The 16,713-nt window shown below is 51.4% G+C and carries 15 protein-coding genes, 16 tRNA genes and 1 rRNA gene; 29 read left to right on the top strand and 3 right to left on the bottom strand.

From position 1 onward, the window contains the following. The 17 genes from FCN15_RS12475 to FCN15_RS12395 all read left to right on the top strand — a co-directional run. A 23S ribosomal RNA gene (locus FCN15_RS12475) occupies positions 1-187 on the top strand; the annotation flags it as partial. Positions 188-393: 206 nt separating this feature from the next. Then, positions 394-469, top strand: a tRNA-Asn gene (locus FCN15_RS12470). A gap of 3 nt (positions 470-472) precedes the next feature. Further along, positions 473-564, top strand: a tRNA-Ser gene (locus tag FCN15_RS12465). A gap of 17 nt (positions 565-581) precedes the next feature. Continuing rightward, positions 582-653 (top strand) — tRNA-Glu (locus FCN15_RS12460). 67 nt (positions 654-720) lie between these two features. After that, positions 721-796 (top strand) — tRNA-Val (locus tag FCN15_RS12455). 27 nt (positions 797-823) lie between these two features. Further along, positions 824-897: transfer RNA gene (locus FCN15_RS12450), tRNA-Met, on the top strand. Between the two features lie 79 nt (positions 898-976). Continuing rightward, positions 977-1,053: transfer RNA gene (locus FCN15_RS12445), tRNA-Asp, on the top strand. 7 nt (positions 1,054-1,060) lie between these two features. Beyond that, positions 1,061-1,136, top strand: a tRNA-Phe gene (locus FCN15_RS12440). A 17-nt stretch (positions 1,137-1,153) separates the two neighbouring features. Then, positions 1,154-1,229, top strand: a tRNA-Thr gene (locus tag FCN15_RS12435). A gap of 10 nt (positions 1,230-1,239) precedes the next feature. Further along, a tRNA-Tyr gene (locus FCN15_RS12430) sits at positions 1,240-1,325 on the top strand. A 7-nt stretch (positions 1,326-1,332) separates the two neighbouring features. Beyond that, positions 1,333-1,406 (top strand) — tRNA-Trp (locus FCN15_RS12425). Between the two features lie 30 nt (positions 1,407-1,436). After that, positions 1,437-1,512 (top strand) — tRNA-His (locus FCN15_RS12420). Between the two features lie 22 nt (positions 1,513-1,534). Continuing rightward, positions 1,535-1,609, top strand: a tRNA-Gln gene (locus tag FCN15_RS12415). Positions 1,610-1,615: 6 nt separating this feature from the next. Next, positions 1,616-1,690, top strand: a tRNA-Gly gene (locus FCN15_RS12410). 6 nt (positions 1,691-1,696) lie between these two features. Next, positions 1,697-1,770, top strand: a tRNA-Cys gene (locus tag FCN15_RS12405). A gap of 20 nt (positions 1,771-1,790) precedes the next feature. Then, positions 1,791-1,867 (top strand) — tRNA-Arg (locus tag FCN15_RS12400). 18 nt (positions 1,868-1,885) lie between these two features. Beyond that, positions 1,886-1,965: transfer RNA gene (locus FCN15_RS12395), tRNA-Leu, on the top strand. A 171-nt stretch (positions 1,966-2,136) separates the two neighbouring features. Here the strand turns inward: FCN15_RS12395 and FCN15_RS12390 are convergent. Beyond that, entirely contained in the window at positions 2,137-3,414 is a 1,278-nt protein-coding gene (locus tag FCN15_RS12390; protein ID WP_138495319.1) for an ArsB/NhaD family transporter, read from the bottom strand. 435 nt (positions 3,415-3,849) lie between these two features. Here FCN15_RS12390 and FCN15_RS12385 point away from each other — a divergent pair, with 435 nt between their 5' ends. From FCN15_RS12385 to FCN15_RS12340, 10 genes are all read left to right on the top strand, one after another. Beyond that, positions 3,850-4,158, top strand: coding sequence for a hypothetical protein (locus FCN15_RS12385; RefSeq protein ID WP_138495318.1), 309 nt, complete (start codon positions 3,850-3,852; stop codon positions 4,156-4,158). An 83-nt stretch (positions 4,159-4,241) separates the two neighbouring features. After that, positions 4,242-4,916, top strand: a complete 675-nt coding sequence (locus FCN15_RS12380; protein WP_138495317.1) for a PspA/IM30 family protein — start codon at positions 4,242-4,244, stop codon at positions 4,914-4,916. Positions 4,917-4,920: 4 nt separating this feature from the next. Further along, positions 4,921-5,475: a PspC domain-containing protein gene (locus tag FCN15_RS12375; RefSeq protein ID WP_138495316.1), complete on the top strand. Its 555-nt coding sequence runs from the start codon at positions 4,921-4,923 to the stop codon at positions 5,473-5,475. Positions 5,476-5,477: 2 nt separating this feature from the next. Then, positions 5,478-6,191 (top strand): PspA/IM30 family protein, encoded by a 714-nt coding sequence (locus tag FCN15_RS12370; protein ID WP_138495315.1) that lies wholly within the window; start codon positions 5,478-5,480, stop codon positions 6,189-6,191. A 185-nt stretch (positions 6,192-6,376) separates the two neighbouring features. Further along, on the top strand, positions 6,377-7,030 hold the full coding sequence (gene liaF, locus FCN15_RS12365) for a cell wall-active antibiotics response protein LiaF (RefSeq protein ID WP_138495314.1): 654 nt from the start codon (positions 6,377-6,379) through the stop codon (positions 7,028-7,030). An 18-nt stretch (positions 7,031-7,048) separates the two neighbouring features. After that, positions 7,049-8,122 carry a sensor histidine kinase gene (locus FCN15_RS12360; protein ID WP_138495313.1) on the top strand — a complete coding sequence of 358 codons (1,074 nt, stop codon included), beginning with the start codon at positions 7,049-7,051 and terminating at the stop codon, positions 8,120-8,122. After that, positions 8,112-8,762, top strand: a complete 651-nt coding sequence (locus FCN15_RS12355) for a response regulator (RefSeq protein WP_138495312.1) — start codon at positions 8,112-8,114, stop codon at positions 8,760-8,762. The genes FCN15_RS12360 and FCN15_RS12355 overlap by 11 nt, the downstream gene beginning before the upstream one ends. Before the next feature lie 198 nt (positions 8,763-8,960). Continuing rightward, complete coding sequence (locus tag FCN15_RS12350) at positions 8,961-9,770, top strand: hypothetical protein (protein ID WP_162515354.1); 810 nt, start codon at positions 8,961-8,963, stop codon at positions 9,768-9,770. A gap of 167 nt (positions 9,771-9,937) precedes the next feature. Beyond that, entirely contained in the window at positions 9,938-11,488 is a 1,551-nt protein-coding gene (zwf, locus tag FCN15_RS12345) for a glucose-6-phosphate dehydrogenase (protein ID WP_138495310.1), read from the top strand. A gap of 354 nt (positions 11,489-11,842) precedes the next feature. Beyond that, complete coding sequence (locus tag FCN15_RS12340) at positions 11,843-13,426, top strand: peptide chain release factor 3 (RefSeq protein WP_138495335.1); 1,584 nt, start codon at positions 11,843-11,845, stop codon at positions 13,424-13,426. A 145-nt stretch (positions 13,427-13,571) separates the two neighbouring features. On the opposite strand, the gene sspI is transcribed toward FCN15_RS12340, so the two are convergent. Further along, positions 13,572-13,799 (bottom strand): small acid-soluble spore protein SspI, encoded by a 228-nt coding sequence (gene sspI / locus FCN15_RS12335; protein WP_138495309.1) that lies wholly within the window; start codon positions 13,797-13,799, stop codon positions 13,572-13,574. 246 nt (positions 13,800-14,045) lie between these two features. On the opposite strand from sspI, the gene FCN15_RS12330 reads away from it, so the two are divergent. Beyond that, entirely contained in the window at positions 14,046-14,720 is a 675-nt protein-coding gene (locus FCN15_RS12330; protein ID WP_138495308.1) for a potassium channel family protein, read from the top strand. A 51-nt stretch (positions 14,721-14,771) separates the two neighbouring features. Then, positions 14,772-15,563, top strand: coding sequence for a TrmH family RNA methyltransferase (locus FCN15_RS12325; RefSeq protein ID WP_138495307.1), 792 nt, complete (start codon positions 14,772-14,774; stop codon positions 15,561-15,563). Between the two features lie 735 nt (positions 15,564-16,298). Here the strand turns inward: FCN15_RS12325 and FCN15_RS12320 are convergent. Next, a complete protein-coding gene (locus FCN15_RS12320) occupies positions 16,299-16,544 on the bottom strand; it encodes a hypothetical protein (RefSeq protein ID WP_162515353.1) in 246 nt (81 codons plus the stop codon). Positions 16,545-16,713: the final 169 nt, after the last annotated feature.

Genomic DNA, 16,713 nt, shown 5'->3' with positions numbered 1-16,713 from the left:
AGGAGCACAGCTGGGTAGCTAAGTGCGGAAGGGATAAGCGCTGAAAGCATCTAAGCGTGAAGCCCCCCTCAAGATGAGATTTCCCAATTAGTAAGACCCCTTGAAGACGACGAGGTAGATAGGCTGGAGGTGGAAGTGCAGCAATGCATGGAGCTGACCAGTACTAATCGGTCGAGGGCTTATCCAAAAAAGTACCCACCAAAGTGAAGAAAAAGCTGACGAAGCGGATTCCGAGTACTTTGGCGGGGCCCAGAAAGATACCCCAAAAAGTGACGTGAGACTTCGAAGGTAATTCCGATTACTTTTCGGGGACCCCGGAACGGAGTAAGGGCTAATTCGCAGATGAATGTTTCGTATCCAGTTTTCAGGTGATCAAACATCTGAAACTTATATTCCCTGATAGCTCAGTTGGTAGAGCACTCGACTGTTAATCGAGTTGTCACAGGTTCGAGTCCTGTTCGGGGAGCCATATGGAGAGGTGTCCGAGTTGGCCGAAGGAGCACGATTGGAAATCGTGTAGGCGTCACAAGCGTCTCGAGGGTTCGAATCCCTCTCTCTCCGCCATAGATATCTCATAGCATGGCCCGTTGGTCAAGGGGTTAAGACACCTCCCTTTCACGGAGGTAACAGGGGTTCGAATCCCCTACGGGTCATTATCAACTTTTAAAGAAGTTGACTAAATAAGATTGAATATGGTATAATAGATATTGTGTTCAATTCGGAGGCTTAGCTCAGCTGGGAGAGCATCTGCCTTACAAGCAGAGGGTCGGGGGTTCGATCCCCTCAGCCTCCACCATTATTCAAATGAATATTTTATAACTGACGCGGGGTGGAGCAGCCCGGTAGCTCGTCGGGCTCATAACCCGAAGGCCGCAGGTTCAAATCCTGCCCCCGCAATTTATCCCCAAAAGTGAAGAAGTGCCTTACAGCAAATTCTGATTACTTTGTAGGGATCAAATGCAATACCTTAGGCTGTGGAACCGTGGTGTAGAGGCCTAACATGCCTGCCTGTCACGCAGGAGATCGCGGGTTCGAATCCCGTCGGTTCCGCCATTTATTAGGCTCGGTAGCTCAGTCGGTAGAGCAGAGGACTGAAAATCCTCGTGTCGGCGGTTCGATTCCGTCCCGAGCCACCATTTAGAAAATTAAATAAGCCGGTGTAGCTCAACTGGTAGAGCAACTGACTTGTAATCAGTAGGTTGGGGGTTCAAGTCCTCTCGCCGGCACCATTTTTAGCCTGGAGGCTTAGCGAAGTGGCCAAACGCAGCAGACTGTAAATCTGTTCTCTGACGAGTTCGGTGGTTCGAATCCATCAGCCTCCACCAGTTTTAAAGGGGCATAGTTTAAAGGTAGAACAGCGGTCTCCAAAACCGTTAGTGTGGGTTCAATTCCTGCTGCCCCTGCCATTTTTTGAACAGAATATGCAAGTTTTTATGGCGGTCGTGGCGAAGGGGTTAACGCACCGGATTGTGGCTCCGGCATTCGTGGGTTCAAGTCCCATCGATCGCCCCATTTTTGACTTTAGAAACAGTGTTGGGGATTAGCCAAGCGGTAAGGCAACGGACTTTGACTCCGTCACGCATAGGTTCGAATCCTATATCCCCAGCCATTTTATGCGGACGTGGCTCAGCGGTAGAGCATCGCCTTGCCAAGGCGAGGGTCGCGGGTTCGATTCCCGTCGTCCGCTCCATTTTATGGCGCCATAGCCAAGTGGTAAGGCACAGCTCTGCAAAAGCTTTATCCCCAGTTCGAATCTGGGTGGCGCCTCCAGTATTTTATAATCATAATTTGTGCCCTTAGCTCAGCTGGATAGAGCGTTTGACTACGAATCAAAAGGTCAGGAGTTCGAATCTCTTAGGGCACGCCATTTACACTCTATTATTAAGCCGGTGTGGCGGAATTGGCAGACGCGCGCGACTCAAAATCGTGAGGGAAACCGTGGGGGTTCGAGTCCCTTCACCGGCATACATACAAGGAAAGCTCTTAGGGATAATACCTTAAGAGCTTTTTTTGTGTGCTTTAACAGTTCACTTGATTAGATCAATAAGAAAGACGCTTGTTTGAAGTATGATTATCGTTCAAACCAAGCGTCTGATTTTTGGAGAGATAAAGTTAGACAGCTAGCTGACTGTTCTATTAAAAGTAACGTAAGTAAATATAAGCTGCAGACAGGGCGACAGAGATAAGCATTAGGGGAAAGCCGTATTTTAAAAAGGTAAGGAAGCGGATCGGCTCATCTTCTTTAGCGGATAAACCGGCTGCAATCAGATTGGCACTGGCACCGATCAGAGTACCATTGCCGCCAAGGCAGGCGCCTAGCGATAAACTCCACCATAACGGCTCAATCGGATGGACACCAAGCTGATTCATGTCCTGGATCAAGGGGATCATTGTAGCGACAAATGGAATATTGTCCAGGAAAGCAGAGGCCAGGGCACTGAGCCAAAGGATCAGCATGCTTCCGGCAAGCGCGTCTCCGCCTGTCAGTGAAATGGCATGATCAGCAAGATTACCGATCACGCCTGTATCCACGAGACCGCCCACCAGTACAAACAAGCCCACAAAGAAAAATAAGGTCGGCCATTCAACGGACCGGAAGGCGCGTTCCATTATATTTTCTCCGGTTAGAAGAAGCAGGATGAAGGCGCCGCCCAAGGCAACGGTCGCAGATTCCAGATGCAGGGCCTCATGCAGGAAGAAGCCGATAATGACAAGAGCGAGCACGCTTAAGCTTTTTGCAAGCAGAGGCCGGTCATGGATAATGCCGTTCAGGTTATATTCCATAAGCTTTTTCCGGTTGTCCTCAGAGGTAACCAGCTGCTTCCGAAAAATAAGAATAAACAGCCCGATGCTTACGGCCAGAATGATCAGGACAATGGGAGCCAAATTGACCAGGAAGGCATTGAAGGTCATTTCTTTGACACTGCTGCCGATCATAATATTTGGCGGATCTCCGATCAGGGTTGCCGTTCCTCCGATATTTGAAGCCATAACCTGCGTAAATATAAAAGGAAAGGCCGGGACTTTAAGCTGCCGGGTGATGCTGAACGTTACCGGAACAATAAGCATAATTGTTGTTACATTGTCCAGAAAGGCGGAAGCAAGCGCTGTGACAGCGGCCAGCATCCAGAGGATGCGGATAGGGCGTCCGCCGGCTTTTTTGGCTGTCCAGAGGCCGATAAACTTAAACAACCCCGTTTCAGCAGCTGCATTGACGATAATCATCATCCCGATCAGCAGACCCAGCGTGTTAAAGTCGATATGCTCCAGAGCAGAATCCTGGCTTAGAATCCCGAATACGATGAGTACAATGCCGCCTAACATGGCAGCGATTGTACGGTGAATCTTCTCACTGATGATGAGGGCATAGGTGATCAAAAAGATGGCCACGGCCCACCAGGCTTGAGCGTGCATAACAACCTCCTCAATTATGATCTGAATACTCCATAGGATGCGACTGCCATACAGACCAAGCTGAAAAAGACAAAAAGAGCCCGTCAGTGACAGGCTCCTCCAGTAGTGCTGTATGTATTCGGCTGTTCGCGAATCCTTATACATGAAGTATAAGTTTAATTTAAGTTCATGTAAACCTTTTTTGGGGGAAGAGAGGACTTTTTGCGGCAAGAGAAGGCAAGAGAAGGCTTGATTAGGAAAATGAAGTGGGCACGGGCAAAAAGGGGGGATGGAATTTGAGCTGAACAGAGGATGGCTGCTAGTCCGCTTCCGGTCTTAAACGATCCTCGACTTTGGTCCAGGTTCAAAAACCGCCCGCGGTCTGTTTTGGAAAATGGCGCTGACGCTTAGAATAAAGACATAAGGTTAAACGTTAAGGAGAGGCGGTGAAACAAGATGAGAAACGGCGGATCTAAAGGACTTGCGGTAATTCTGATTGTCATTGGGGTGCTGATCATTTTTGGGAAGTTTACCCCGCTGCTCGGTCACTTGTTCGGATTTTTCTTCGGGTTGATATTCGCGGTAGCGATGATTGCTTTGGGGTACTACGGCATTCGAAGAGGCAATGCCTTCTTTGGATGGATCGTGCTTGCGATCGGGGTGCTTGCGCTGATTGCGAAACTTGCATGGCTGATTGTACCGGTTATCGGCATTATGGTGGTGCTGTACGGAATCTCCTTATTTAAGGGCAGAAGGCACGGTTAACGGCGAAGATGACGGAATTGGCGAAAATGATGAAGTGAGAGAAATGACGGATGCAGCTGAAGAGTTAGGAGGGTTAGTTCAAAATGGGTGTTTTTCGCAGGGTAAGAGATATTACGGTAGCTACTTTGAATGAGCGATTGGAGCAGGCGCAGGATCCGGTGCAGATGATTGACCGCTTCCTGTATGAAACCCGTCAGGAAATTGCAGAGGCAGAAAGACTGTATCAGCAGTATTCGACGCATACCCGGAATTTAAAAGGGCAGGTTGAGCAGGCTAAGGCCATGCGCGGTAAGAGAGAAGAGCAGGCGCTGCTGGCCTTGAAGGCCGGGGAAGAGCATCTGGCAAAGCTGGCTCTGCAGGAGAAAATGCTGTACGAGGAGAAGCTCCAGCAGTACGAGGAGCTGTACAACCAAAGCTTTGAATCTCTGCAGGAGCTTGAGCTTCAGCTTGGCGAGCTCAAAACGGAATATCAGACGGTGTACAGCAAACGTCAATATTACTATGCCCGGATGGAGACGCTGCGGCTTCAGCAGCGGATGAACCAGCGGATGGGAGCCGAGCGGGACGTTCCAAAAATGTTCGGGCGACTGGAAGACCGGGTCTCCGATATGGAATGGGAGCAAAGAAGCCTGCGTGAGCTGAGAAGAAACGAAAGCGCCGGGCAGGGCAGTATTTTTGGCAGTTCAAATGCGTCATCCACACTGGAACGCGAGCTTGAGCGGCTGAAGCAGAAGCTGAATCGTCAGGAAGGGGTGTAAGGCTGTGAGCAGAGTATATAGATCGCGCAGGGACCGGTGGATTACCGGGCTGTGCGGAGGACTTGCGGAAAGCTTCGGCATTAGTGCAGGCATTCTGCGGCTGCTGCTCGTGATCGCCATTCCTTTTACAAGCGGGGCTGTTATCCTGCTCTACCTGATTGCTTCTCTTGTGGTATCTAAGGAGCCGTATCAGCCGCATGATCCGTTTCACACCGGAGGCTGGAATTCCAATTATCCTCCGGGCCCGGGATACGGATCAGGCGAAAGAAACGGCAGATATGATAACGACCGCCGGTTCTCTCATCAGGAGTTTAAACGTGACTTTGAGCAGCGTTTTTCCGGCAGACGTGGACCTTTTGAACCGCATACTCCGCCAAGACCGCCGCACTTTGGCAGCGAGCAGCGGTCCCAGGCCGGCGGCTTTGGGCGGATGGATGAGTCAAACCTTGATTATATGATGGGCGATATTGAGAAGAAAGCCATGCAGAAGGAGCTTGATGAGCTTCGGGCGAAGCTGGCGAAATATGAAAATGGGAAGCAAGAGAAGGGAGAAGAATAACAATGGGAGTATTTAAACGAATTAAAGATATTACGAAAGCCTCTGTGAACGAATTGCTGGATAAAGTGGAAGATCCGATTGTGATGCTGAACCAATACCTTCGCGATATGGAGGCAGAAATCCGTGAGGCTGAGGTAACAGTAGCCAAACAGATGGCCAATGAGCGCCGCATGAAGCAGCGTCTGGATGAAGCGGCCCGCATCTCCGCTCAGCGTGAAAGCCAGGCGGCAGCCGCATTGGCAAACGGGCAGGAGGAGATCGCCCGCAAGCTGCTGGAAGAGAAGATCTACTACGATCAGAAGCAGACTGAATTCTATGATCTGCATGCCCAGGCTGAGCTTCACGCCCAGGATTTGAAGCAGCAGCTTCACGAGATGAAGGATGAGTTCTACAAACTGCGCAACAAACGCAATGAACTGGTATCCCGCGCGCAAATGGCGAAAGCGAAGAAGCAGATGTCTTCTATCAGCAGCCTGCATACAATTGAAAGCGGCAGCGCGTCTCTCGGATTCCAGCGCATGGAAGAGAAGATCATGCAGATGGAGGCCGAAGCCGATGTGATGCGGACGCCGTACAGCGGCAGTGGAAGCAGCAGCCTCTACGCGCCAAATCCGGTCGATATCGAGAAGCAGATGAAAGTCGAGGAACAGCTGAACGCGCTCAAGTCGAAATTGAACGGCGGAGCGGCAAAACCGTCTGATAACGCGCAAGAATAAGCTATTCAGGAACATCCGTAAATATGTTATGCTGTACAGGCAAGGCTGCCCTGTGCTGCTGGTATAGAACCGGCAGACGGGGCGAGCCGCTTGTACGGCCAGAGGAGCCATACGGACGCATGTCGTGCCGCTATGGCTTTTCTACAGTTATGCCATTAACATTTTACAGCCAGAGGAGGTGCGGCATGAAAGACAGAACCCGGTTAGGAGCAATTGCGCTGATTGTTATCGGCATCGCTCTTATGGCTGCTAAAGGGATGGGCTTCTTTACAATTGCCGCACTTGTTCTGCTGGTGTATGGAGTGTATAAGATTCGTCAGGGCGAAGACGTCAAGACGGGATATATTCTGCTGGCGGCAGGCAGCGGGATTATTTTGCTGGATCATCTGCTGCTGGTGTTAACCATAGCGTTTATCGCGCTCCTGGTCTTCTATTTCAAAGCGAAGAAGGCCCGTCCATCCAAGGATTACGTGCAGCGCCACAATTTCGTTCAGAGCATACACTGGGACCGTGATCCGTGGACGCTGCGGAACGTCGGCATGCTGCATGTGCTGGGCGAGCTGGATGTGGATTTGACCTTGGCGATTGTGGAGGACGGGGACAATATTTTGATGTTTCAGGGGCTCGTCGGCGACCTGGATCTTGTGCTGTCTGAAGATTATGGACTGGAAATTGACGCCTTTGTCTTCTTTGGCCGGATCGGCTTGGGGCGGGAGACAGAAACGGGCCTTATGAACCGCGTTCACTGGCGGTCTCCGAATTATGAGCAGAGCGAACAAAAAATAAAAATAATCGTCTCCTATCTCGTTGGGGACGTGGATATAAGAGTTAACAATTGACAGGAGGATCTTGATCCGATGAAAAGGAAAAAGCCGGTGAACATCGTTTCACGCAGTATGCGGGACGGGATTCTCCTGTCTTTCTTCTTACTGGCAGTCATTTTGTATGTGCTCAATACATATGGTTATCTGAATTTCAAGGGGTCCTGGAAGCAGGGGCTGTTTGCAGGGGGGACGCTTGCGGTTGTGCTGATCAGCTTAGGGGCTGCCTACGGCTTCTATGACGTATACCGGATTAAACGCAGGCTGGATCTGATCAGGACTTCGCTTGTCCAATGGGAGAAAGGCAATTTGTCGCGGACGGTGCCGAAGCTTGGCGAAGATGAGGTCGGACAGCTAGGCGAGCAGCTGGAGAGGATCGGCAAGCGCTGGGAGGAGCAGGTGACCTCGCTGCAGCGGCTCTCGACGAACAATGCCCAGCTGGCGGAGCAGGCCCGGGTGTCGGCGATCATCGAGGAACGGCAGAGGCTGGCGCGTGAGCTGCATGATGCAGTATCGCAGCAGCTGTTTGCGATTTCGATGACGGCGACGGCGGTCGGAAGGACGCTGGAGAAGGATTTTGATAAAGCGCAGCGACAGGTAGAGCTGATTGAAGAGATGGCGTCGGTTGCCCAGTCGGAAATGCGCGCCCTGCTGCTGCATCTGCGTCCCGTTTACCTGGAGGGCAAAGAGCTGACGCAGGGTGTCGAGGAGCTGGTCCGCGAGCTCAAGACAAAGGTTCCGATGGAGATTGTGCTGGACATGGACAGCGATTTAAGCTTGGTAAAGGGCATCGAGAATCATCTGTTCCGGATTATTCAGGAGGCGATGTCCAATACGCTCAGGCATGCGAAAGCGGACAGAATGGAGATCCGGATCTTTAGGCGGGGCGATTCGGTGCGGGTGATTTTGCGGGACAATGGGGTAGGGTTTGAGCTTGATGAAGCGAAGCAGGCCTCCTACGGCCTGTCCAACATGCAGGAGCGCATACGCGAGGTCGGCGGGTCCATTCAATTTATAACGGCGCCGGGCAAAGGCACGAGAATTGAAATTACGGTTCCGCTGCTAATGGGAATCGAGGATAGAAAGGAAGGCGAGCAGGATGGAGCTTGAAACACCGATTAAAGTTCTGCTGGTGGATGATCACGAAATGGTCCGGATTGGGCTTGCTGCCGTGCTGGGCACGGAGGATGGAATCGAAGTTGTCGGGGAAGCCAGCAGCGGTGAAGAGGGAATTAAGCTGGCTACGGAATATAAGCCGGACGTGGTGCTGATGGACCTGGTTATGGAAGGTATGGACGGCATTGAGACCACCCGCCAGCTGCTTAAGCTGTATCCGGATTGCAAGGTCATTGTGCTCACCAGCTATCTGGATGATGAGAAAATGTATCCGGTCATCGAAGCAGGCGCCTTCAGCTACCTGCTGAAGACCTCGCGTGCAACGGAAATTGCTGATGCGATCCGCGCGGCCGCCCGCGGCCAGTCGGTGCTGGAGTCCCAGGTGGCGTCCAAGATGATGAACCGTTTCCGCCAGCCGAAGCCGGCCGCCCCGGCGCATGAGGACCTGACTGAACGGGAGATGGACGTGCTGCGGCTGCTGGCTCAAGGGAAGTCCAATCAGGACATCGCGGATGAGCTGATTATCGGCGTCAAGACGGTCAAATTCCATGTGACGAATATTTTAGCCAAGCTTGGGGTTGAGGACCGCACGCAGGCGGCTATTTATGCTTATAAGAACGGTCTTGCTGAATAAAGGCAGGAACGGAGCTGTTTTTCGTATAATAGTCTAATAGAGTTTCGCGGCCGCCTGGGTCTTCCGGGCGGTTTTTGATTTATTACCGGCGATTCAGGAATAGATTCTCTTAAACCGGTCAATGATAGTCTCATAGATTGCTAGCCGCGATTACGGATTCGGATGGATGGTCGCGCTGGACCGGGAGGAGACTTTTCCATGAAAATACGTCATTCCGCTATGATTATAGCTCTTATGATAAGCTTGACCGCAGTGCTCCTGTTCATCGTCGGATTTGGTCCTGCCGGGGTGAAGCACGAATCAGCCGCTGACGGGAAAGAACAGGTCGGGATGGCTGCAAAGCAGCTGGAGCAGCTGCTGAAGCTGGGGGAGAAGCAGACGGACGGCAGGCTGGATGCAGTTGTAAAATGGCAGGGTGCCTGGGATACCCGGCTTACAGCGGAGCAGGCGGCAGAGCAATTGGCGGAGAAGCTTGGACTGCCTCTGCCTAAGCTTGAACCGGTTCAGGGGCACAACGTATTTGCCTCAGAGGGGTTAATGGGCCGGCTAGTGGGTAAACTTTCTGTAACGGAAGTTGATGGCAGCCTGTATGTGATTTGCCGTGTAAATGCGGATGGTTCGGACAGCGCTGAGCTGCTCCGTGTTCAGGAGAAGGCGGGAAGCGTGCTGCTGGATAACGGCGTGGAAGCCAAATGGAATGCCTCTGTGCAGGGTTTGGCCCCGCTTTCCAGCGAGGATCTGCAGCCATCTGAAGACAGCACTTCTTCCGCAGGAGCTGTTAACCGGCTCAGTCTGATGGAAAAGGAGGCGAAGGAGCTTCACGCGTCCGCAGTAGATTCCTTTGAGGATGGAACCACAGTATCCCGGACCTATGAGGTGCCGTCGTTTGGCATAACTACCCTGATAGACGGCCGGAAGGCCGGACTCCAAATGGGCGTTCACACCGATACGGTGACAGGGCGGCAGGAAGTGTCCATCGGTTCGCCAATGCTGACGATTGAATATTAATCGGGAACGGGAAGGGCTGCATGGCGGGGGTTCACTGGGAGGAAGAAGATGGAATCCCCATGTTGGATATGCTAAAATACTTCACGTAAATGAATGGGCATCATCAATGTTTTTGGAAGGCAGGCAGTATTTCATTTTCTAATCCACTATAGAAAGAATGAGGAGCCATGGCTGATAATCAAAATGTTGAAACGCTGCAAACTCCGGGTACAACCTTCTTTATCTTTGGAGCTACCGGAGATTTGGCACACCGCAAGCTGTACCCTGCAATTTATTCCTTGTACCGGGAAGGGAAATTATCCGAGGATTTTGCCGTAATCGGCGTCGCGCGCCGTCCGCGAACACCGGATGAGTTCCGCAGCGATCTGCGGGAATCCATCACGGAATTCTGCCGGTACCGCATCAAGGATGAAGAAGAATGGAACCGGTTCGTCCAGCATTTTGAATACAAATCGCTGGATATCAATAATCTTGATGGCTACAAGGAGCTCAAGCAGCAGACAGAAGCCCTGGAAGCCAAGTTTAATATTCCGGGCAACCGGCTGTTCTATCTGGCACTTGCGCCTGAATTGTTCAGCCACGTATCTCTTAACCTGCAAAAGGGCGGCATGCTGGACAGCACAGGCTGGCACCGCTTGGTGATTGAGAAGCCGTTCGGTTATGATCTGCCTTCAGCAGAGAAACTGAACGAAGAGCTGAATGAAGTATTTAAGGAAGAAGAAATTTACCGCATTGACCACTATCTCGGCAAAGAGATGGTTCAGAATATTGAAGTGATCCGCTTCGCTAACGCTTTCTTTGAACCGCTGTGGAACAACAAGCATATTGCGAATGTGCAGATTACCTTAAGCGAAACCGTAGGTGTTGAGGAGCGCGGAGGCTATTACGACCACGCAGGGGCGCTGCGGGACATGGGGCAGAACCATATGCTGCAGATGCTGACCATGATCGCGATGGAGCCGCCAAGCCGCCTGCTGCCGGAGGACATCCGGGATGAAAAGGTGAAGGTGCTGCGTTCACTCCGCCACTATAACACCAACGAGGAAGTGGCTGAAAATGTGGTCCGCGGCCAATACACCGCCGGCGAAGCCAAAGGGAAGCGGCTGCCTGGATACCGCGAAGAAGAGAAGGTAGATCCAAATTCCAATACGGAGACATATTTCGCCGCACGGCTGTGGGTCGATAATTTCCGGTGGGCGGGTGTGCCGTTCTACATCCGTACGGGCAAGCGTCTTCCGGTCAAAACAACCGAAATCGTGGTGGAGTTCAAGAATATGCCGACCACGGTTTATCTTGGCCAGAAGCATGCTCTTGCGCCTAACCTTCTGGTGATCCGGGTCAACCCGATGGAGGGCATCTACATCAAGATTAATGCCAAAAATCCGGGTACGGATTCAGAGATCAAACCAACAGCGATGGAATTCTGCCAGAGCTGTCTGGTCGGAATCAACTCTCCGGAAGCCTATGAGCGTCTGATACATGATGCCGCGAACGGCGATTCGACTTATTTTACCCGCTGGGATGAAGTGTCTACAGCCTGGGCTTTCATCGACAAAATTGCGAAGGCCTGGAAAGAAGGAACACCTGAGCTGGCAGCGTATCCTGCCGGGTCATGGGGACCTAAAGCAACGGAAGAGCTGCTTGCGAAAGACGGCTTCAAGTGGTGGCCGGTGAACGGGCAGGATGAAGACAACGTCGTCTGGGAGGCGGCGGATTAAGAAGCCCTGGAGCAAGTTCTGGAGCAAGTTCTGGAGCAAGCCCTGAAACAAGGCTGATGAAGCTGCAGGCTGATCAATAACCCTTATGGAAGCATCCTCATACGTTAATCGTATGGGGATGTTTTGCGCAAATGAGAAGGCTCCGGCGCAGTCAACACGAGCATATGCTTATGCAATCTATATCCGGATGATTTGGGCGTAACGGCTTGGCGGCTTATAAACGTTGTCTACTTGTCAACCTCGAAGTATGGTACAATATGTGCATATGTGCATCAATTTCATTAAGAGATGGTGTTGGTGAAATTGATCCGTTTGCGTGCGCACTATTTATGGAATGAAGGGAACAGTGAAGAAATGAACAAAGCTTTGGATCAGGAGCTGCAGCAAGAGGTTGACAAACGCCGGACGTTTGCGATCATCTCTCACCCCGACGCGGGTAAAACGACCCTTACCGAAAAACTGCTGCTGTTCGGCGGCGCCATCCGTCTTGCCGGTTCCGTTAAGGCCAGAAAAGCCAGCAAGCATGCGACAAGCGACTGGATGGAAATCGAGAAGCAGCGGGGAATTTCCGTTACTTCCTCGGTCATGCAGTTTGATTATAAAGGACATCGAATCAATATTCTGGATACACCGGGCCACCAGGACTTCAGTGAAGATACCTACCGGACTTTGACGGCAGCGGACAGCGCAGTCATGCTGATTGACGTTGCGAAGGGCGTCGAGCCGCAGACGATCAAGCTGTTCCAGGTGTGCGCGAAGCGCGGCATTCCGATCTTTACCTTTATCAACAAGCTCGACCGTGAAGGCCGCAGCCCGTTTGACCTGATGGAGGAGCTGGAGAACGTTCTGGGCATCCGCTCTGTGCCAATGAACTGGCCGATTGGAATGGGCCGCGAATTATCCGGCGTATACGACCGTATGAAGAATCAGGTGGAATTGTTCCAGGGTGACGATCACTCTACGATTCAGGTCAAGAAGGTGGATAGCTACGAGGACCCGGTTATCGGCGAGCTTGCGGGAGAGTATCTGCACAATCAGCTGTGCCAGGATCTGGAGCTGCTTGATGTAGCGGGCGATCCGTTTGATTATGAAAAAGTCATGCGCGGCGAGCTGACGCCGGTCTTCTTCGGCAGTGCGGTCAACAACTTCGGTGTGCAGACCTTCCTGGAGAACTTCCTGGAGCTTGCGCCTAAGCCGGAACCGCGCAAGAGCACGGCCGGACTGGTCGAGCCGACGGACGAGAAGTTCAGCGGATATATTTTTAAAATTCAGGCGAACATGAATCCGGCTCACCGGGACCGCATCGCTTTCCTGCGCATCGTATCCGGCAAATTTGAACGAGGCATGAGCGTCAAGCATGTGCGGGCCGGCAAAGACATCAAGCTGTCCCAGCCGCAGCAGTTCCTGGCCCAGGACCGGGATATTGTGGATGTCGCGTACCCGGGCGATATTATCGGTCTGTTTGACCCGGGAATCTTCCGGATCGGAGATTCTTTGAGCGAGAAGAGCGAAATCGTATTCGATGAACTGCCGACGTTCTCCCCGGAAATCTTCGCCAAGGTCAGCATCAAAAATGCCCTGAAGTCGAAGCAGTTCCAGAAAGGAATTGATCAGCTGACGGAGGAAGGCATGATTCAGGTTTTTCGTACAGTAAGCTTTGACGATATTCTGCTCGGTGTAGTCGGACAGCTCCAGTTCGAGGTGTTTGAGTACCGGATGAAGGGCGAGTATGGAGTCGATGTGCAGCTCCAGCGGATGCCTTACCAGTTCGCACGGTGGATTATTGCCGATAAAATTGACGCATCCAAGTTCCGCATTAACTCGGTGCTGGTGAAGGATAAGAAGGGCAATGATGTTGTGCTCTTTGAAAATGAATACGCCATGCGGACGGCGATGGAGAAATTCCCGGAAGCGAAATTCCTGGAAGTGGCGCCGTAACAGTGGATAAAAAACAGTGGATAAAAAACAGCGGATAAAAAAACAGTGGACAAAATACAGTGGTCAAAGATAACGGCAAGGATAAACGAACAAAAAACAACAAATCCCTCAACCCGGTTTAAGGCCGGATGAGGGATTTTGTTTGTTACTTCGATTTGGAAGAAGCTTTTAACGCGCTGTCCAAAACGGCGACAAGTTCATCTTGTTTGGCCGAGTCGATATTTTTCCAGATCAGCTCGAAAGCTACGCCAAGACCGGGCAGAGCCGCTTCCTGGGCGTCGACGGATCCGTCAATCATACTCTTCAGGCCATCAAGATTATTGCCGTTCATCTTGTGAATGACCGCTTCCCTCAAGCTCATCATAATAGCCATGATGTAATTCCTCCTCATGGTTCGAAGTAAAGCTTTCAGCTGTCGCTTATTGGGGTAAGCTAAGCTTAGGCAACTGGTTGGCTGGCCTGCTCTTCCTTCTCCGGCAGAAAGCGGGGGTGGTCGCTTTGTCTGGACCAAGGGATCAGGGCAGCGGTTATAATGTGCCCCTTAAGGGCCGCTGTAATTCAAGTAATAAACGGGTTATGTTATACTAAGCTGAATGTCATATGAACTGCGGGTGAGAAGATGTCAAAGAAACAGTTTGCCGTCATTGGAATGGGACGGTTTGGTTTTAGCATAGCAAAATCACTTAGCCAGATGGGGTTTGACGTGCTTGCCATTGATGCAAATGAAAGCCGGACCCAGGCGGTATCCAATATCGTTACGCATGCGGTCTCAGCAGATTCGACGGATGAAGAAGCGCTGCGCGCGCTTGGCATCCGGAATTTTGATGTGGTCGTGGTGGCGATTGGCGAGGATATTCAGGCCAGCATTTTGACTACCCTGATTCTAAAGGATCTGGGAGGTCCAATTATCGTAGCCAAGGCGCAGAACGAGCTGCACGGGAAAGTGCTTCAAAAGATCGGTGCGGACAAGGTCATCCATCCGGAAAGGGATATGGGCCTTCGGGTGGCTCACCACCTTACGTCGCCGAATATCATTGATTACATAGAAATCTCGGACGAATACAGCCTTCTCGAGCTGCGCGCCACCCCTTCCATGGTCGGGAAAAATCTGATTGAGCTGAATGTCCGCGCCAAATACCGCTGCAACGTCATGGCCATCAAGAAGGAGGGCGGCAGCAAGATGGACATTTCTCCGGATGCCCATGAACGTTTGGGCAGTGAGGATATCCTGATTGTTGTCGGCCACAAGGAAGATTTGATGAAGCTGGAAATGGCAGTGACGCAGCGGAATTGACCGGGCGATAAGCAATCGTTACATTTTGTGAGCAGGAGCCGTGAGTGAGTTATGCAAATCGAATCAACGCAAAACAGCAGGGTCAAGGAATGGAGTTCGCTGCTGGAGAAGAAGCACCGCGATAAGCACCGCAAATTTATCGTGGAAGGGATTCATCTGGTGCAGGAGGCGCTGACGGCCAAAGCGGATATCGAATGCGTCGCTTTCTCGCTTGAGCGCGGGATTCCTTCCGAGCTGGCCCGTGCGGCGGCCGATTCGCTTGGCGTCGAGTGGATCGGCGTTTCGGAGGCGGTACTAGCCAAATGTACGGATACCAAAACGCCGCAGCCTGTATTTGCCGTAATCCGCAAGGAGAAGGCGGGGGTGGACAAGCTGTTCGAGCGGAAGGACAGCCTGGTTGTGGTGCTTGACGGCGTGCAGGATCCCGGGAACGTCGGCACGATCATCCGCAGCGCCGATGCTGTAGGCGCGGACGGCGTGGTCATCGGCCGCGGCAGCGCGGACGTGTACGGCCCGAAGGCGATCCGGTCGACGATGGGCTCGCTTTTTCACCTGCCTATTGTGGAGGGAGATTTGAAGGAGCTGCTGCCGAAGGCAAAAGAGCGGGGGATCCGCATCGCGGGAACCAGCCTTCAGTCGGCGCGCAGCTGCTATGAATATGATTTTACCGGGCCAAGATGGCTGGTGTTCGGGAGCGAAGGCGCGGGCCTGTCCAAGGACACGCTGGAGCTGCTGGATGATGCGGTCATTATCCCGATGAAGGGCTCGGCCGAGTCGCTGAACGTGGCGATGGCGGCTTCGGTGCTGCTGTTTGAGGCTTCGCGGCAGCGGGATTTCAGGTAGCCTAGAATTGTGCTGATGATAAATGAACTATCTCTGAATTAAATATAAGCTGCTCAAAATGACGAAAGACTGAAAAATGCAAGGGTAATTCCCCAGCATTTCTCAGTCTTTTTTCTCTTCATCTGCGGCGAACAAAAACAGCATTTCTCTGATGCATCCCGAATATTTACTCAAGCGGAATTTCAGGCAGATCAAGGGTTTAGGGGATGTGGAAGGGCTTTTCTCAGGCTTTTACCCGGGCTCTAATTCCAGGCATTCATGACCCTGATCCCAGCCTTTCCCCTGTCTTTAAACCTGCCCATCTGAACACCAATTTTATTCTGTTTCGTTCACAATTGCTCCAGTTCCTCTCCAGTTTTTCGGCCCGATAGCTGACATGAGAAGACACGAGTTATTATCCCGATTTTCCCTCGGAAATGGCTCGGATGCCTTGTGGGGCAAGGGATGCGGGTTTCCCATAAATTGTTCAGAACGCCAATCGGAAATAACGAAACGCCGCCAGCCACGCCGCTCATCCAACACAGAGAGAATATTAAGAAACTGATTTTTTGTACTAATTCCATTTTGATTCCCCCTTGATTATTGATGCCAAACACAAATGTACAAACTCTATGCGCTTCCAGAAAAGTGATTAGCTGTGATGTCTTGCAAATGTACAGAAGCAAAAAAAGAGGCTGCTCATGATTTCAAACTCATGAGCAGCCTCTACCCTTGGTGCCAAAAGCCTAAAGGGAGTTATTCATCTTCCCCGGCAGCAGTATAAACGAAATAAATACCCGCAATCAGCAGAAGAAGAGGAATCAGAAACCAGAAGAAATTCAGATTAAAGATACTGTATTTAAAGGAAACAGGAAGCGTAATGCTGTCCGCGGCAATTTGCACTGAGCGTAAAGCTGAAATCAGAAAGCCCGTGCATCCGATCATGACACTCGACAGGATTAGGGTGCAGCCAAGTAGTAGCTTCTTCATATCGTCACTCATTTCGTCCGAAGTATAATTTAATTATATTCTTCAATTATCCTGCATAGGACAAATTGGTTGCCGTGGTAGAATACCAGGTATATGTTCCAGGATTTTGGTACATGTTCTCATTTCTGAATTGATGGCTGGAAGAGAAGGACAGCACTTTATTTGTTGTACTGATAAGCGC

This window comes from Paenibacillus pinistramenti, from assembly GCF_005869875.1.
Lineage (GTDB): Bacteria > Bacillota > Bacilli > Paenibacillales > Paenibacillaceae > Fontibacillus > Fontibacillus pinistramenti.
The sequence above is the reverse complement of the archived record's forward strand: the minus strand, read 5'-3'. Positions and strand labels throughout refer to the sequence as shown.

What these genes read in the sequence shown, in the direction of transcription:
- FCN15_RS12325 (WP_138495307.1), top strand. Translation starts at nt 14,772, where the DNA reads ATGCAAATCGAATCAACGCAAAACAGCAGGGTCAAGGAATGGAGTTCG.
- sspI (WP_138495309.1), bottom strand. Translation starts at nt 13,799, where the DNA reads ATGGCTATTATGATGAGCTTGAGGGAAGCGGTCATTCACAAGATGAAC.
- FCN15_RS12390 (WP_138495319.1), bottom strand. Translation starts at nt 3,414, where the DNA reads ATGCACGCTCAAGCCTGGTGGGCCGTGGCCATCTTTTTGATCACCTAT.
- zwf (WP_138495310.1), top strand. Translation starts at nt 9,938, where the DNA reads ATGGCTGATAATCAAAATGTTGAAACGCTGCAAACTCCGGGTACAACC.
- FCN15_RS12360 (WP_138495313.1), top strand. Translation starts at nt 7,049, where the DNA reads ATGAAAAGGAAAAAGCCGGTGAACATCGTTTCACGCAGTATGCGGGAC.
- FCN15_RS12340 (WP_138495335.1), top strand. Translation starts at nt 11,843, where the DNA reads ATGAACAAAGCTTTGGATCAGGAGCTGCAGCAAGAGGTTGACAAACGC.
- FCN15_RS12385 (WP_138495318.1), top strand. Translation starts at nt 3,850, where the DNA reads ATGAGAAACGGCGGATCTAAAGGACTTGCGGTAATTCTGATTGTCATT.
- liaF (WP_138495314.1), top strand. Translation starts at nt 6,377, where the DNA reads ATGAAAGACAGAACCCGGTTAGGAGCAATTGCGCTGATTGTTATCGGC.
- FCN15_RS12380 (WP_138495317.1), top strand. Translation starts at nt 4,242, where the DNA reads ATGGGTGTTTTTCGCAGGGTAAGAGATATTACGGTAGCTACTTTGAAT.
- FCN15_RS12330 (WP_138495308.1), top strand. Translation starts at nt 14,046, where the DNA reads ATGTCAAAGAAACAGTTTGCCGTCATTGGAATGGGACGGTTTGGTTTT.
- FCN15_RS12320 (WP_162515353.1), bottom strand. Translation starts at nt 16,544, where the DNA reads ATGAGTGACGATATGAAGAAGCTACTACTTGGCTGCACCCTAATCCTG.
- FCN15_RS12355 (WP_138495312.1), top strand. Translation starts at nt 8,112, where the DNA reads ATGGAGCTTGAAACACCGATTAAAGTTCTGCTGGTGGATGATCACGAA.
- FCN15_RS12370 (WP_138495315.1), top strand. Translation starts at nt 5,478, where the DNA reads ATGGGAGTATTTAAACGAATTAAAGATATTACGAAAGCCTCTGTGAAC.
- FCN15_RS12350 (WP_162515354.1), top strand. Translation starts at nt 8,961, where the DNA reads ATGAAAATACGTCATTCCGCTATGATTATAGCTCTTATGATAAGCTTG.